The sequence below is a fragment of the Priestia sp. ST2 genome (assembly GCF_055810735.1).
This window is the reverse complement of record NZ_JBVVNT010000002.1, coordinates 740551-756240: the sequence shown is the minus strand read 5'-3', so window position 1 is coordinate 756240 and position 15690 is coordinate 740551. Positions and strand designations below refer to the sequence as shown.

The following is a 15690-nucleotide window of genomic DNA, read 5'->3' as shown; positions in this document are numbered from 1 at the left end:
GTTTGCTAATTTTCATACGTGAAGGAAAGGAGAAAAGGATGTCTTTTTTACTGGTTGCTCTTGTCTTGACAGCTACGCTTGTCATCACTATCCCTACATTTAAACGTGTAAAAATAGTAAGAAACAATATGTCATGTTTGTCCATTATTATTCCAGCTAGAAATGAAGAAAGAAACCTTACCTTTTTATTGCAGTCACTCCAGTTACGGAACGCTGACTTTGAAGTGATTGTTGTAGATGACAATTCAACAGATAATACTGAGAGGGTAGCCAAAGCATTTGGCGTAAAAGTAGTGCAACCGGGCGCACTTCCAACTGGGTGGCTAGGAAAGTCATGGGCATGCTGGAATGGAGCACGAGAAGCAAAAGGCTCGGTGCTTTTGTTTTTAGATGCTGATATTACAGTAGAGAAAGACGGAATTGAAAAAGTATTTTTCTATTATCAACAGCAAGGGGGTGTGCTGTCGGTTCATCCTTATCACCTTGTTAAGAGGCCTTATGAAATGCTTTCTGCTTTATTTCACTATGTTACGTTTGCATCGATTGGCGCGTTTCACCCCTTTAAAAATTGGAAAAGTCCTTCTGTCGGTTTCGGGCAGTGCTTGCTTTGCAGCGCAGCCTCCTACTTTCAAAGCGGAGGCCACGAAGGGATAAAAAAAGAAGTGGTTGAAAATATGGCGCTGGTTGAGAAAATGAACAAACAAGGTGAATTTATTACGTGTATGAGTGGACAGGGAGCTCTTTCCATGCGCATGTATCCAAATGGTATGAAAAGCCTTATAAGAGGGTGGAGTAAAAGTTTTGCTTCAGGTGCGGGGAAAACGGAAGCCATTTATTTATTTCTAGTAAGCTTGTGGCTTACTAGCATGATTAATTATATCCTTTTTTTACCTACTCTATGGAATCAACATGCAGGCTTGGCAATTAGCAGCTATATTTGCTATGTAAGCCTCTTATTTAATAGCTTAAGGAAAATAGGTTCGTTTACTTTTTTTTCTTTGTGCTTATTTCCTATTCATGTACTGTTTTTTCTGGGTCTATTCGTATGGTCTTTCGTCCAAACGGCGGTGAGAAAGCAAGTTAAATGGAAAGAACGCAGCATATCTATAGAAGAAGAAAAAAAGAAGAAAGTGATAAAATGACAGGTGCTCAGCTCTTAATTAATATCATGGCATGGTTTGTGATTCACATGTTGATCGCCTACAGATGCACAAAAATTTCTGCCTTTTATTTAAAGAAGGACCTTGCGCTGTTTAAGGTTCAAAGCTGGGAAACAGTTGGGATATATAAAAAATTCGGGGTGCACCGATGGAAAACGTGGCTTCCTGATGCAGGAAAGCTATCTAAACGAGGATTTTATAAAAAGAAATGGGAGAGTAGAACGAAGGAATATGCACAGCTTTTTTTAATTGAAACAAATCGAGCAGAGTTAACTCACTGGATCAGCATACTTCCTTCTATTCTTTTTTTTATATGGAACTCTCCTTCTATAGGTGTTTGGATGGTTATTTATGCGATTGTCGCAAACATACCGTTTATTTTGGTTCAACGATATAATCGAATACGAATTCATCAAGTCGTTTTGAAACTCAAATGAAATTAATTCACGTGCCTTTGGCTCCGAGTAGGGGCCTCGGTTTTTATTTTTTTCTCCTTATTCGAAGACAACAACCTCTTGGATAAAAGAAAAAAAGAAGCAAAGGCGATATAAATACTAAAAAAGACTAAAAATCCCCATAAACCTGCTATGGCATCATCAAATTCCATATTGCCTCGGGTGGTAATTCCTTGCTGAATTTCAATGGCAAAAACTAAGACAAGCATAACGGTAAGGGTATAGATAAAAGAAATAGCTGTAATACTAAATTTCCACTTTGACAATAATTTAAAGATCATATAAACGCTTAAAAACGTGAGCAGTCCAATAATACCAATAATCCAGAAGTGAAGTTCTTTATCTGAAAGAGAAAATCCTAGTAAATAAAAAATATAAATTAATCCGTCGTGCAATACATTAATAATATTTGTAATGAAAACAATACATTCTTTCATTTTTTCTCCTTTATAAAAATGTAAGACGTTTAAACTTCTAGGTATACAAGCATGCATAGCCCATACTCATTCCAATTTTATATAAAAAATGCACTTTCTAGATCAGACGTTAAAGAGATCTGAAATTTCAAATAATATTTATAATTTATATTATAAACAAAAAGGTAAAAAAATAAAAATTTTCGATGCAAACTGACACATTTTTTTCAAATTTAAAGAAAGAAATAACTCAAAATATGTGGTTTACTGTAGAAAGAAAAGAAAATAAGAGGTATTAGTATAACAAATATTCACAAGCGCTTTTATGCATTCTCTTGTAAAGGAGAAGGAAAACTAAGGCAAGTGTTAAATTTATATGTATAGTGGACAAAATAAAAAATAAATATAAAATAGTGAAACTTAAAGAGAAGCTGTCCGTATTAAATAGTGAGAAGAAAAAAAGCATAGGAAACATTTGTGTTTGAAAGCCGATATAGCTGGGAATAAGAAAGTAGTTATTTTCTCACGTTTGGTGAAAATTATACGTAGCGGTGTTGACAATTTTTTTTAAAGAGTTAAAATGTGAAAGAACAGATTAGCTCTCTTACATTTTTTGTAAGGGAGATTTCTTTTTACATTTACTATAAAAATAAAAGTGAGCTTAAATTTCAATAGAGACAGAGGTGGGAATATGAAACAGCTCATGACAAACGGTAAAAATATTTTTTCGAAACAGCTGCCGTTATTTCTAATTGCAGTTTTGTTGTTTTGGATTAAAACGTATACCGTTTATCGTATCGAATTTAACTTAGGGCTAGATAATTTTATGCAAAAGTTTTTACTTTTCATAAACCCAATTGGTTCGGCAATTTTCTTTTTTGCCATTGCACTACTATTTAAAGGGCGGGGAAAAGTACGAGCACTGCTTGGAATGAATTTTTTACTTTCATTCATCCTGTACGCAAATGTAGTATACTATCGCTTCTTTAATGATTTTATTACTGTTCCTGTATTGACTCAGTCAAACAACTTTGGTCAATTAGGCGGCAGTGCCATGGCTTTAATTAGCCCAACTGATATTTTATACTTCACAGATTTCTTTATTCTTTTAGTTTTAGTACTATGGAAAAAAGTTGACTTACCAGCAACAATTAGTCGACGTACTGTGACAGGTGTATTTTTATCAGGGATTTTATTCTTAAGTGCCAACATCGCACTAGCGGAAATGGATCGTCCTCAACTATTAACAAGAACATTTGACCGCAACTATTTAGTAAAATATTTAGGAACGTATAACTATACGATCTATGACATCATCCAGAGCTCGAAATCTTCAGCACAGCGCGCGCTAGCAGATAGCAGTGATGTGGCTGAGGTAGAGAACTATGCAAAAGCAACATATGCTGAGCCGAACAAAGAATATTTCGGTCAAGCAAAAGGCAAAAACGTCATCTATATTTCATTAGAGTCACTTCAGTCATTTATGATTGGTTATAAGTTAAATGGTGAAGAAGTAACGCCGTTCTTAAATTCACTACTAAAAGATCAGAACACAATGTATTTCGATAACTTCTTCCATCAAACAGGGCAAGGTAAAACGTCAGATGCTGAATTCATGATGGAGAACTCATTATTCGGCTTACCTCAAGGTTCTGTATTTACAACAAAAGCAAATAACACCTATCAGTCGCTATCTGGTATTCTAGATCAGCAAGGCTATACAACATCTGTGTTCCACGGAAATGGAAAATCGTTCTGGAACCGTGATGAAATGTATAAATCAATGGGTGTAGAAAAATTCTTTGATTCAGCTTATTACAATATGTCAGACGAAGATACGCTGAACTATGGTTTAAAAGATAAACCATTCTTTAAAGAATCAATGCCGTACCTAAAAGGCTTAAAGCAGCCATTTAGCGCGAAGTTCATTACGTTATCAAACCACTTCCCTTATCCGCTAGATAAGGAAGACCAAACGATTGGACCTCACAATACGGGAGATAAGTCAGTTGACCAATACTTCCAAACGGCTCGTTATTTAGATGAATCAATTAAGCAATTCTTTGAGGATTTACAGGCCTCTGGCTTAGCAGACAATACGATGGTCGTGATGTACGGTGACCACTACGGTATTTCTGAAAACCATAAGCGTGCAATGGGCAAAGTAATGGGTAAAAACATCAATGATTTTGAACAAGCTCAACTGCAGCGCGTACCATTATTTATTACTTCACCAGGCCTTAAAGGCGGCGTAAATCATACGTATGGCGGAGACGTAGATGTTCGTCCAACAGTGATGCATTTATTAGGTCTTGATACAAAAGACTATATTGACTTTGGTACAGACTTATTATCAAAAGAACATCAGCAAGTTGTACCTTTCCGTAACGGTGACTTTGTTACACCTAAGGTAACAAAAGTTGATCAGAAAGTGTATGACAACGCAACGGGCAAGCAGCTTTCAGATAAGGAAGCGAAACAGTATGATAAGTATGATGAACTAGTTAAGAAAAAGCTAGAACTATCAGATAAACTTGTTTACGGAGATTTACTCCGCTTTCATACACCAGAAGGGTTCAAACCAATTGAACGCTCGAAGTATGATTACAACAAGCGCGAAGATCAATAAAAAACAGGCAGCTTTTAATAGCTGCCTGTTTTTTTGTTTTGTGAAACCTTTAAAGGTTTTATCCGTATATAAATTATAACAGTAATCGTTTTAAGAGACGGGAAGACAATGGTATAATATGTATACGTTTAAAAGTTCGGTCACATTTGAGATAGGAGTGAAAGCGATGAAAGTCGTTCGAATCATAAAAAAGATTCTTGCCATTTGGGCAACAGGAGCAGTAGCCGTTCCGGTCAGCTATTTTGGATTTAGTACCACGATGACTCAATCCTTTGGCATTAGTATAGGAGTAATGGTCGTGATGAGCCTGTTTTTTATTATGAGCAGTGCTCGACGTCATTATCAAAATCCGTATAGAGAAGAAATTGCATACGTTCGTCATCAAGTAAAAGAGGCAAGAAAGCAATTAAGAACCATTGGAAGCTATCGTTTTAAAATTCGGTCTGTTCATATGTGGACAGAACTTTCTAAACTACACAAAGTAGGTAAAAGCATCATTGAAATGGTAGAAAAAGAGCCCGCACGATATAAAGATGTTCAGCCTTTTTTTACGAACTACTTACAATCAACGGTTACCGTCATTGAAAGGTATATGTTTTTATTATCAAAACCAACGAAAAGCATAGAAGTAAAAGAAAGTCTTCATGAAGCGGAAGACATGCTGCGCGGGTTATCAGGGAAGTATGAGCATTTATTAACAAATGCTCTTTCACAAGATAAGCTGACGTTAGATGTAGAGCTTAAAGTGCTAAAACAAGCATTTGAAGAAGAGCAGCCGTATATACCGACAGCTACTAATCGCACGAAGTAACGTAAATGCAAAGGATGGGATTTTATGATGAAAGAATATAATCAAAATCAATCGTTAGATGCGCTGCTTGATGATCCTTTTGCGTCGCCTACCCCGCAGGTACAATCGGACTCTCGCGCTGCAAAAAGAAACACATACGATGATTTGACACCGGAATATCAGGAAAAAGCACAGAAAATCGCAAATCAAATTGATTATAAAAATCAGCAGGCTATCTTACAGTATGGGGTAGCAGCTCAGTCAGAACTATCTCAGTTTTCTCAATCTGTACTACAGCATGTGCAAACGAAAGATACGGGACCAGTAGGAGATGTTATAGGAGATTTAATGAGTAAGATTCGCCAAGTGAATCCCGATGATTTTTCTGCAAAGAAAAAAGGAGTCATCGGTCGATTATTTTCAGGAGTCTCTAGGCCTATTCAAAATTTATTAACAAAATATCAAAGCATTAATGTTGAAATTGATAAAATTGCAGATAAGTTAGAGCGCTCAAAACAAATGCTGTATCGAGACATTACGATGCTAGATAGCTTATATGATAAAAATAAACAGTTTTACGAGGCGCTTAACGTCTACATTGCAGCGGCCGAATACAAGTTAGTGGCGCTGCAGAATGAAACGCTGCCCCAGCTTCAGCAAACAGCATCTCAAAAAAATGACTATTTGATGGCTCAGGAGGTCAATGATTTAAATCAATTTATCAATAGGCTAGAAAAACGAGTGCATGATTTAAAACTGAGCCGTCAAATTGCCATTCAAAGTGCACCGCAGATTCGATTAATTCAAGAAGTCAATCAGACCCTTGTGGAAAAAATTCAAAGCTCTATTTTAACAGCTATTCCACTTTGGAAAAATCAAGTAGTAATCGCAACCACTTTATTACGCCAAAAGAAAGCAATGGAAGCCCAAAAGCAAGTATCTAAGACAACAAACGACTTGCTTACTAAAAATTCAGAGCTGCTCAAGCAGAACACGATTGAAGTAGCTCGTGAAAACGAGGCGGGGATTGTCGATATCGAAACATTGAAAAAAACGCAGTCCGATTTGATTACCACGTTAGAAGAAGTGCTAAAGATACAAGAAGAAGGACGTACGAAGCGTACCGAGGCAGAATCAGAGCTGTATCAAATGGAAAAAGATTTAAAAACTAAACTATTAGATATGAAATAAAAAAAAGTCGGTTTACACACTTTGTAAACCGACTTTTTCTCTGTTTTATGCATTTTGAAGCGTTCTCGCCATTTCTAAAAATGGAGTTAAATCTCTTTCAGATTTAGGAGCAAAGATCGTTAATCGGAAAGTAGGGTGTTGATTTTGCTTTCGAACGAGAAAACCGTATGCGTTACTTTTATCATCTGATGCTTTGTACGCAGCTGCTATCTCTAAGTTATGGTGAATGAGGTGCGTATCAAGGGAAGCCACTTCTGAAAAGCCAGCTCTTAAAATTTTTTTTGTTTCTTTATTGAGCTCATCTACACTTTTATTTGGTGGAAACACTTCAATCCGCATCCACAAAGCATCATTTTTTTTGTTGTAAATGACATCTTTTCGTGGCTCTTCTTCTGTAAACTTGTATCCTTCTAGTACGTAAAGCGTATAGTTTTGATTGGTGCTTTTTTTAAGATAACCTACCTCTGTTCTGCTGCTTCCTTTGTAAGGATAGGTGAACTTTTGCTGTGGCAAGCGTTCTTTTGGAATTTCTTCTTGTGTGTTAATAAGCTCTTCACGAAAAGCAGTTGAGCAGCCACTCATCAAACATATAAAGCAAACAAGAAATATCTTTTTTTTCATAGCTGGCTTCCTTATCTATTTTCATTCATGCGTTTTTACTGAGTTAACAATTGAAATTAACTTTTTTTCATCATCAGAATTTTTAGCTGTAATCATCGTGATTTTTAAAGCAGGGTGCCCCTTTGTTTCTCTTAGTACATATAGCTTTGCCGTTTCTTTTTTACTCCCGGATGTAGATGCAAACACAACAGGCTGAATAAATAGGGATGTAGAAGAAATTTTTAACGATTTTCCAAACTGGTCATCAAATAATTCTTTTGAGCGATCTAGATATGATTTGCTTGTACTTTCTTTCCTGGAAAGGACTTCAATTCGCATCCACGTATAGGGAGTCTTGGTTGAAAAAAGAATATCTTTTCCATCCTCTTCTTTTTGAAGCGTATATTCATTGGGCAATGAAAGAGAATATCCTTGTTCGCTTACGGTCAGCTGCTGATGTTTCGTATTGCTTTCACTGACTGCTTTAACAGAAGGCAGTATAACCATGGTTGTGCTTATCATTAACAGAAAAGCTAAATAAAATTTTCGCATGTATATATCTCCTATTCAAAACGCTAGACAGCGTGTAGTTACTATAAAAAAATGTTTTCGCCATATTAGAACCCGTAGGTTTATTTTTGACTTTTTGGTAAAGCTAAAAACACAATCAATTAGTAATGGAGAGAAGACTATGAAAAACCGTAAATCAACTTCTGCAGCTAATCGCCGTCAACAGCGCGTGTGTTTAGGTGATGAACGATTATTTGCAGTTGGTATTAAAGCGTTTATTGACAATACGCATGAAGCACACCTAGACAAAAAAGGAGGTCATTGAGTGAAATGGTACTTGTCAATTATCATTATTGTTTCCATTAATTTCTATGGTATTCAGGCGGATGCTGCAAAGAAGAGCAGATTTTATTATGAAAAAAAAGGAGATATCGTGTGGGAAGTTCCCATGAAAGACGAGAAGTTAATTGCGCTTACATTTGATGATGGACCAGATCCTAAATATACGCCGACCATTTTGAATTTATTGCAAGAGTACGGTGCCAAAGCAACTTTTTTTGTAGTCGGAGATCGAGTAACGTCGTTTCCCAAGCTTGCTCAAAGAGAAGTTCGTGAAGGGCATGAACTTGCTAATCATACATATAGCCATTTGAAAGTAAGGGGTCAGGAAGTAGAGAGAATTGAACAAGAAATTGAAAAAGCGGATGAACGTATACAAGCTATTACAGGAATAAAACCTTACCTGTTTCGTCCACCTACTGGCTATTATGACGATCGTGTAGTAAAAGCTGCTAAAAATCAGCAGTATACCATTATTCTTTGGTCTTGGCATCAAGATACATTTGATTGGAGAAATCCAGGCGTAGGTAAAATTGTAAGTCAAGTGCTTAACCATGCCAGGTCAGGAGATATTGTATTGTTTCATGATACGGGAGGAGATCGAACCCAAACCATTGAAGCATTAAAACAAATTTTACCGAAGTTAAAGGAAGAGGGGTATAAATTTGTAACGGTCTCAGAACTTTTAAAACATCACCCCAATTATAAATCTCTTTATTTGATGCAACAGCAAAAACAGCACTCCGTTCAATAATCGGGTGCTGTTTTTCTTGTAAAGACTTTAACCAATTTTTTAACTAGTTTTTCCTTCTCTTTCGTCCCCATCAGACGTATTTTTTTGGAAAAATGCTTTTACTTTATCCCGTTTTTTCTTCGAAATAAGAATATATAATGTATCACCTGCAAAAATTTGTGTATTTCCTCTAGGGGTAAGTAGTTTATCATCTCGAATAACAGCAGTCACTAAAATGTCTTCAGGGAGGTGAAGTTCTTCAAGCGATTTTCCTGATATATCTGCATGTTCCACGAGCTTCAACTCAATCATTTCATTTTTGGTTTTGCCCATCGAAACAAGCTCGAGACTGTGAGGAACCGTCTCTTTTTCACCTTGAGAAAGGTTTAGAAATTTGGCTAAAGGAGCGATTGTTGCTCCTTGAAGAAGAGCGGAAGTTAAGACAACAAAGAAAACGACGTTAAAAATGAGCGTGCTGTTCTCCAAACCTGCCATCATAGGATAAGTAGCCAATACAATTGGAACAGCTCCTTTTAAACCGGCCCAAGAAATAAACAGTTTTTCTTTGGAAGAATATTTAGCAAACATCATCGAAAGAAATACGCCGAGTGGACGAGCGACAAACATAAGTAAAAGAGATAACAGTATACCCTGCCAAATGATATCTAGCAGTTGATTAGGAAAGACAAGAAGGCCGAGTAAAATAAACATTAAAATTTGCATCATCCATGCAAAACCTTCGTTAAAGCGGACAATTGTGTGACGATAAGTTAGATCTGCATTTCCTACTACCACTGCCATTACATATACAGCAAGTAGACCGCTTGCTTCTACAAATGTGGAAATTCCATAGGTTAAGGCGGCCAATGACAATGTAAGCACAGGGTAAAGACCTGAAGAATCCAAATTAATTCGATTAATAATCCAAACGGATGCTTTTCCGAGTACTAAACCAAGTACCAGCCCGATTCCCATTTGCCAAAAGAAATTAAGGATTAATGAGAGGATAGGAGAGTCCGGATGTTGAATTAATTCAATAATAGAAACGGTTAAGAAGATGGCCATCGGATCATTGGAACCAGATTCTGCTTCTAGCGTGGAGTTTAATTTTTGGCGGATATTCTGTGTCCCTAGTACAGAGAACACGGCTGCAGCATCTGTAGAGCCAACGATTGCCCCAAATAAAAAGCCTTCAAGCCAAGTAACACCTAAAATATATTTGGCAAGTACACCCGTTAAAACTGTCGTAATGAGGACTCCGAAAGTAGCTAATGAAACGGAAGGGCGAACAACGCGTTTAACATCTTTCCATTTGGTCTGCACGCCTCCATCAAAAAGAATAATGATAAGCGCTAATATTCCGAATCCTTGTGTTAAAAGAGCATTGTCAAAGTAGATGTAGTGGCTAACAACCATTCCTACAATAATAAAGAGTACAAGCGAAGGGACTCCAAGGCGAGTAGAGAACTTTGCAGTAAGTACCCCTATGACAAGGAGAATAGATAGCAAAAGAATTGAATGGTCTACCGTAAAATCCAAAAAATACACCTCTTTTGTTCAAAATTTTTATGTAAGCAATAAATGAGGTTCCTCTATAATAATTGTAGCATAATGGATTTAAAACCTTGAGAAATCTGCTTATTAAAAAAAGAGATGCATAAACATCTCTTTTTTTGATCATGTATGAATAACAGGGACAGATTCTTATTTAACATCTTGCTCGTGATAAAGATGAGGAGCTTTAAATGTTGCTTTCTTTTTAACTGAAGAACCTTGTTGATCGGGACGGGAACGATCGTAAATAGCTGTTCCAACAATCTCAGCCACATCTTGAAGTTTTTCTTTGCTTATTTTATCAAGGGTATCTTCAGGCGTATGATACCAAGGTTCAGACGGACTGTGAATAAATAGAGCAGCCGGTATTCCTGCCTCTGCAAAAGGAACGTGATCACTGCGGCCGCCAGCTTGGAATGGCGTAGGTGATCCATTTAATCTTGTACTTGAAGCTTGAGCTAATTCTGTGACAAGATTTGGTGTTCCATCAGCTGTATTCATCACCAAATCTCCCGCATCTCGACTTCCCACCATGTCTAAATTAAACATTCCAACAATACGATTTTTCTCATCTTCAGATAGCTCACTAACATAATGCTCGGATCCTAGTAAACCTACTTCTTCAGCTCCGAATGTAACAAATCGCAGTTCTGTATCAGTAGGAAGAGTTTTAAATACGCGAGCTAATTCAAGCACCATTGCTGTTCCAGAAGCATCGTCATTTGCCCCAGGCGCTCCGGCCACAGAATCATGATGAGCACCTACTACAATAATATCATTTGTTCCTTTTTTCTTAAAAGTAGAAGGTTTAGTAGCGGTTACATTATAAGATGTTCGCTCACTTACGACAGCTCCTTCAATTTTTACTGTACCTGAAGGCTTTTCGCCTTTTTGAATAGAAGTAAGAATCTTTTCACCTTCTTCTTTGGTAACAGCAAGAGACGGAATGTAGTTATCATTAGCGCCGCCAAGCGTTCCGCTTAGCTCACCGTCTGTATTATTAAAAATAATGACGGCTGCAGCCCCTTTTTCAGCAGCATTTAATACTTTTTCACCAAAAGTAATAGTGCCTCGCTGAACTAATACAATTTTACCTGTTACATCTTTGTTTGCTAAATTATCTTTTGTACCCAGCCCTCCATCTACAATTTCAGCAGTGACATTTCCATTGGTGCTATAAGTAAAAGTTGTTGGAGAGTAGCTGGTACCGTTTACGCTTAGTGAAAAACTAGCTGCTGGTGTGTAACCGGTAAAGGTAAAAGGCTCTACTGCGCTCTCATAGCCTAGTTTAGACAAACGCTTTTGAACAAATGTAGCAGCTTCGCGTTCAGCTTCAGTTCCTGCCACACGAGGTTTTTTTGAGAGATACGCAATGTCTTGATAAATTTTCTCAGCATTGATTTTTTTTAATGCTTTTTGTTCAGAACTTTGATGGTGAGAAGCATTTGCAGAAGTAGAAGCTTGTACACTTGTAAAAGATAAAGTCAAACTTGTTGCTACAGCCAAAGAAATCACGGTTTTTTTCATTAAAATCCCCCTAAATTTATCGATGTAGTTGGTACTACTCGAATTTACAATATTAAGAAAATACAAAAAAGAGTATTATTACCTAAATGTTCCAGTATATTCCGTATCTAAATTCCTATTTTGATAGAGAAAATAATTCAAATAAAATGAAAATGCGGAAACAACTAAAGAGGATAAAAGAAACTGTGTCAAAAGTAATAAAAAAAGGTATTAGATAAGAATAAAAAAATAAGGTAAACTAGTTTAAAAGTAAGAAGAATATTCAGAACTTAATTGATGAGACATAGAGAGTATTCACTTAAAAAACAAAGGCTGGTGGGAAATATTGATAAAAAATAGGGAGGGTGTACGAAAAGCAGCGGCGGTAGCGGGTCTTCTGCTTGTAGGGGTGTACATCGTCTTTCAAACAATGGCATTTTTTAAAGGAGCATATGCTCTTAGCAGTTTGATAAAAGATAGTTTACTAGTGGGCGTAACGGCTGGAACGTTTTATTTACTTCATAAGCGTTCGGTTCATACCCAGGTGTCTGATGAACAGTATCAGCTTGCTACATTAATAAATTCAATGCCAGATTTTATTTGTTTCAAAGATGGGGCTGGCAAATGGGTGGCGGTGAATGATTTTGGAAGAGAACTTTATCATTTAAAGGGTATTGATTACAGGGGTAAAACCGATGCAGAACTTGGGGAGCTTGTCCCTTTCTTTCAAGCTGCTTTCTTACACTGTATTTCATCGGATGAAGAAGCTTGGAGGAAAAAGGAAAAGGTACGTACGGAAGAAGCGTTTGAAATACCAAACGGCGAGGTCAAAACATTTGATGTTATTAAAGTACCTGTGTTTTTTGATGATGGCTCAAGAAAAGCTCTTATCACAATTGGACGAGATATCACTCAGCAAAAGCTTGCAGAAGCGCTTCTGATAAAAAAGGAAAAGCTGTCTGTAGTAGGCGAATTAGCTGCTGGAATTGCTCATGAAATTAGAAATCCGCTTACGAGTATTAAAGGGTTTGTTCAGCTCATGAAAGAAACAGACCGATCCGCAATAGGGTATGCTAACATCATGCTTGATGAGCTGGAACGAATTAATGGTATTGTCAGTGAAATGCTCCTTTTGTCAAAACCTGAAAGTGAACATTTTCGCGTGTTTTCTCTTACAGAAGCGGTTAAGTATGTAATGAGTTTAACTTCCCATGAAGCTTTATTGAAAAACATTGACTTCTTATACGATGAACAAACAAATAACGCTAGTGTGTATGGAAATAAAAATCACCTTATTCAAGTATTACTTAATGTTTTTAAAAACGCAATTGAAGCCATGGATAGGCCTGGAAATATTTACATTACAATCAAAACAGCGCAGGATAACCATATTTTTATAGAAGTTAGAGATGAAGGAGTAGGAATTTCTAAAGATCGTCTAGAACATATAGGAGAACCGTTTTTTACTTTAAAAGAAAAAGGAATGGGGCTTGGATTAACAATCAGCTCCAAAATTATTCATGATCATCACGGTACCCTGCAGATTGAGAGTGAACAGAACAAAGGGACGATTGTTAAAATCCGACTGCCTCTGTATGTCGAAGATACGGCGGTTTTTGCAAGCAAATGAAATGTTGTAAACGAAAAGTAATGAAAACGTCATCCATTTCTTATTGCTAAACGCAGCCGTACATGATGTAATAAAAGAAACGAACATGTCAGGAAGGTAGCAAAATGAGACGTGCAGATCAAAAAATTATATTACCGTATACACCGGAAAATTTAAGAATGCTATTGCTTCAAGTATGTGACGGAGAAAATCCGTTTTCCCATCAGGACCTTACGTATTGGTGTGATAAATATACTCTCCATTATTATGAGTATGAAGCGGATGAAACGCAGTGGATGAATGATATGCAGCAGACAGATAATAGACAAGATCTAGCTAAATCCTATGCCATTGCTAAAGATATTGGCTGGCAGTGGTACTTTTATATGGCTAGAGGGACGACGCTATCTGATATTCAATATGTCGAGCTTCACGAACTAGAATTACCCAGACATTTGTTTGTAAAATGGCTAAATGAATTATATGAAATGTAATCCTATATATGAATTGTAGTACATCCGGTGTAATGAAAGAAAGACCATCTCTGGTAACGGGGCAAAAGACCACTGAAGTACATACAAGCGTAAAATAGAAAGCTAAGGAAAATCCTTAGCTTTTTTGTTTTGTCAAAATTATTCAAAAAAACTATCTTCAGGAAAAAACATAAAACCTAGTTGACTTATTGGTATTGTTATATTATAAGTAATAGAGACATGATTTATGGAAAAAATTACAGGGGGAACATCTATGAATAACTTATTAGTCATCCTAAACATCCTCATTATGCTCGCATTGCTTGCGGGGCTGTTTATGATGCAGAAAAAGCATGTATCATTTTCAAAGCGTGTGTTTACAGCGCTTGGACTAGGGATTATTTTTGGCTTTGCTCTTCAGTGGGTGTATGGTCCGACTCATGAAGTAACGATGACGACCGCCGATTGGTTTAGCATTGTAGGAAGCGGATATGTTAAGTTTCTGCAAATGATTGTTATGCCGCTTGTATTTGTATCGATTGTAGCGGCATTCACTCGCTTAAAATTGACGAGCAATATTGGAAAGATTAGTAGTTTAATTATTGGGATTTTGCTTGTCACAACAGCGATAGCAGCTGCAATTGGTATTTTTACAACAACGAGCTTTAATTTAGAATCTGTCCAAATTACAAAAGGGGAAGCGGAACTTCAGCGCGGAGAGGACTTAGAAAATAATTTATCTAGTTTAGAAGCAAAAACAATCCCGCAGCAAGTAGTAGAATTATTACCTGCTAACCCATTTCTTGATTTAACAGGCGCACGTTCAACTTCCACGATTGGAGTTGTCATCTTTGCGGCATTTGTTGGAATTGCGTATTTAGGCGTGAAGCGTAAAAAGGCTGAGGAAGCGGCGTTATTTTCAAAAATTATTGATACGCTTTATGCAATTGTAATGCGTGTAGTGACGCTAATTCTTCGGTTAACTCCTTATGGAGTACTCGCAATTATGACCAAAACAGTAGCAACGAGTGATATTGATGCAATTGTTAAACTTGGAAAATTTGTTGTAGCATCCTATGTCGCATTGGCAGCTATGTTTATTGTTCATTTAGTTATTCTAACAATCATCGGTGTAAATCCGATCACATATGTTAAGAAAGTATTTCCTGTATTGGCTTTTGCTTTTACTTCCCGTACAAGTGCTGGAGCATTACCTTTGAATGTTAATACACAAACAAGACAGTTAGGGGTTCCAGAAGGAATTGCGAATTTCGCAGGTTCATTTGGTCTTACAATTGGTCAAAACGGATGCGCTGGAATATATCCAGCTATGTTAGCCGTTATGATTGCACCAACGGTAGGTATTGATCCCTTAACGCCTTCATTTATTTTCACGTTGATTGCCATTGTAGCAATTAGTTCGTTTGGCGTAGCAGGCGTTGGCGGAGGAGCGACATTTGCGGCTTTACTTGTATTATCTTCTATGAATTTGCCCGTAGCGCTAGCAGGCTTATTAATTTCAGTAGAGCCATTGATTGATATGGGGCGTACGGCGCTTAATGTAAGTGGAAGCATGACAGCCGGAGTCGTCACTAGTAAATTAACAAAAGAGCTAGATACAAACGTATATAACGATCAAACTATCTCACCTGAAACAGCAGAAGTGTAAAAGAGATACGTCATCCATAGTTAACATTGTTAACTATGGATTTTTTTTCTTTATCG

General features: G+C 36.9%; 15 protein-coding genes. 10 read left to right on the top strand and 5 right to left on the bottom strand.

Annotated elements, in window-relative coordinates:
- The first annotated feature begins 38 nt into the window (after positions 1–38).
- Positions 39–1142: a glycosyltransferase family 2 protein gene (locus AC0KUU_RS10280; RefSeq protein WP_322551977.1), complete on the top strand. Its 1104-nt coding sequence runs from the start codon at positions 39–41 to the stop codon at positions 1140–1142.
- Positions 1085–1597, top strand: coding sequence for a glycosyl-4,4'-diaponeurosporenoate acyltransferase CrtO family protein (locus AC0KUU_RS10275; RefSeq protein WP_322551978.1), 513 nt, complete (start codon positions 1085–1087; stop codon positions 1595–1597). Before AC0KUU_RS10280 ends, AC0KUU_RS10275 begins: the two co-directional genes overlap by 58 nt.
- Positions 1598–1599: 2 nt before the next feature.
- On the opposite strand, the gene AC0KUU_RS10270 is transcribed toward AC0KUU_RS10275, so the two are convergent.
- Positions 1600–2052, bottom strand: a complete 453-nt coding sequence (locus AC0KUU_RS10270) for a hypothetical protein (protein WP_013082868.1) — start codon at positions 2050–2052, stop codon at positions 1600–1602.
- A 670-nt stretch (positions 2053–2722) separates the two neighbouring features.
- Here AC0KUU_RS10270 and ltaS point away from each other — a divergent pair.
- The 3 genes from ltaS (at position 2723) to AC0KUU_RS10255 (ending at position 6641) form a co-directional block, all read left to right on the top strand.
- A complete protein-coding gene (ltaS, locus tag AC0KUU_RS10265) occupies positions 2723–4660 on the top strand; it encodes a lipoteichoic acid synthase (protein WP_013056729.1) in 1938 nt (645 codons plus the stop codon).
- Between the two features lie 166 nt (positions 4661–4826).
- Positions 4827–5471 (top strand): 5-bromo-4-chloroindolyl phosphate hydrolysis family protein, encoded by a 645-nt coding sequence (locus AC0KUU_RS10260; protein ID WP_043982059.1) that lies wholly within the window; start codon positions 4827–4829, stop codon positions 5469–5471.
- A gap of 24 nt (positions 5472–5495) precedes the next feature.
- Positions 5496–6641 (top strand): toxic anion resistance protein, encoded by a 1146-nt coding sequence (locus tag AC0KUU_RS10255; RefSeq protein ID WP_013056731.1) that lies wholly within the window; start codon positions 5496–5498, stop codon positions 6639–6641.
- A gap of 45 nt (positions 6642–6686) precedes the next feature.
- Here AC0KUU_RS10255 and AC0KUU_RS10250 read toward each other — a convergent pair whose 3' ends face one another.
- On the bottom strand, positions 6687–7262 hold the full coding sequence (locus AC0KUU_RS10250) for a hypothetical protein (protein WP_043982060.1): 576 nt from the start codon (positions 7260–7262) through the stop codon (positions 6687–6689).
- Positions 7263–7283: 21 nt separating this feature from the next.
- Positions 7284–7793 (bottom strand): hypothetical protein, encoded by a 510-nt coding sequence (locus AC0KUU_RS10245; RefSeq protein ID WP_043982061.1) that lies wholly within the window; start codon positions 7791–7793, stop codon positions 7284–7286.
- A 139-nt stretch (positions 7794–7932) separates the two neighbouring features.
- On the opposite strand from AC0KUU_RS10245, the gene AC0KUU_RS10240 reads away from it, so the two are divergent.
- Both AC0KUU_RS10240 and AC0KUU_RS10235 read left to right on the top strand, forming a co-directional pair.
- Complete coding sequence (locus AC0KUU_RS10240) at positions 7933–8076, top strand: hypothetical protein (protein WP_165575249.1); 144 nt, start codon at positions 7933–7935, stop codon at positions 8074–8076.
- A complete protein-coding gene (locus AC0KUU_RS10235) occupies positions 8077–8844 on the top strand; it encodes a polysaccharide deacetylase family protein (protein WP_043982062.1) in 768 nt (255 codons plus the stop codon).
- Positions 8845–8883: 39 nt separating this feature from the next.
- Here the strand turns inward: AC0KUU_RS10235 and AC0KUU_RS10230 are convergent, their stop codons facing one another.
- Positions 8884–10362 (bottom strand): potassium/proton antiporter, encoded by a 1479-nt coding sequence (locus AC0KUU_RS10230; protein ID WP_043982063.1) that lies wholly within the window; start codon positions 10360–10362, stop codon positions 8884–8886.
- Positions 10363–10527: 165 nt separating this feature from the next.
- Complete coding sequence (locus AC0KUU_RS10225; RefSeq protein WP_162214109.1) at positions 10528–11904, bottom strand: M28 family peptidase; 1377 nt, start codon at positions 11902–11904, stop codon at positions 10528–10530.
- Positions 11905–12229: 325 nt separating this feature from the next.
- Here AC0KUU_RS10225 and AC0KUU_RS10220 point away from each other — a divergent pair, with 325 nt between their 5' ends.
- The 3 genes from AC0KUU_RS10220 to AC0KUU_RS10210 all read left to right on the top strand — a co-directional run bounded on the left by AC0KUU_RS10220 (position 12230) and on the right by AC0KUU_RS10210 (position 15634).
- Positions 12230–13513: an ATP-binding protein gene (locus AC0KUU_RS10220; protein ID WP_043982065.1), complete on the top strand. Its 1284-nt coding sequence runs from the start codon at positions 12230–12232 to the stop codon at positions 13511–13513.
- A gap of 104 nt (positions 13514–13617) precedes the next feature.
- Complete coding sequence (locus AC0KUU_RS10215) at positions 13618–13986, top strand: hypothetical protein (protein ID WP_013082877.1); 369 nt, start codon at positions 13618–13620, stop codon at positions 13984–13986.
- A gap of 253 nt (positions 13987–14239) precedes the next feature.
- The gene (locus tag AC0KUU_RS10210; RefSeq protein WP_025752064.1) at positions 14240–15634 is read left to right on the top strand and encodes an L-cystine transporter; all 1395 of its coding nucleotides are present in this window, start codon (positions 14240–14242) and stop codon (positions 15632–15634) included.
- The last annotated feature ends 56 nt before the right edge of the window (positions 15635–15690 follow it).

Bases quoted from the DNA above. Each gene is read 5' to 3' on its own strand.
- AC0KUU_RS10240 (WP_165575249.1), top strand. From the start codon at position 7,933: ATGAAAAACCGTAAATCAACTTCTGCAGCTAATCGCCGTCAACAGCGC.
- AC0KUU_RS10255 (WP_013056731.1), top strand. From the start codon at position 5,496: ATGATGAAAGAATATAATCAAAATCAATCGTTAGATGCGCTGCTTGAT.
- AC0KUU_RS10215 (WP_013082877.1), top strand. From the start codon at position 13,618: ATGAGACGTGCAGATCAAAAAATTATATTACCGTATACACCGGAAAAT.
- AC0KUU_RS10250 (WP_043982060.1), bottom strand. From the start codon at position 7,262: ATGAAAAAAAAGATATTTCTTGTTTGCTTTATATGTTTGATGAGTGGC.
- ltaS (WP_013056729.1), top strand. From the start codon at position 2,723: ATGAAACAGCTCATGACAAACGGTAAAAATATTTTTTCGAAACAGCTG.
- AC0KUU_RS10210 (WP_025752064.1), top strand. From the start codon at position 14,240: ATGAATAACTTATTAGTCATCCTAAACATCCTCATTATGCTCGCATTG.
- AC0KUU_RS10245 (WP_043982061.1), bottom strand. From the start codon at position 7,793: ATGCGAAAATTTTATTTAGCTTTTCTGTTAATGATAAGCACAACCATG.
- AC0KUU_RS10260 (WP_043982059.1), top strand. From the start codon at position 4,827: ATGAAAGTCGTTCGAATCATAAAAAAGATTCTTGCCATTTGGGCAACA.
- AC0KUU_RS10275 (WP_322551978.1), top strand. From the start codon at position 1,085: ATGGAAAGAACGCAGCATATCTATAGAAGAAGAAAAAAAGAAGAAAGT.
- AC0KUU_RS10280 (WP_322551977.1), top strand. From the start codon at position 39: ATGTCTTTTTTACTGGTTGCTCTTGTCTTGACAGCTACGCTTGTCATC.
- AC0KUU_RS10225 (WP_162214109.1), bottom strand. From the start codon at position 11,904: ATGAAAAAAACCGTGATTTCTTTGGCTGTAGCAACAAGTTTGACTTTA.
- AC0KUU_RS10270 (WP_013082868.1), bottom strand. From the start codon at position 2,052: ATGAAAGAATGTATTGTTTTCATTACAAATATTATTAATGTATTGCAC.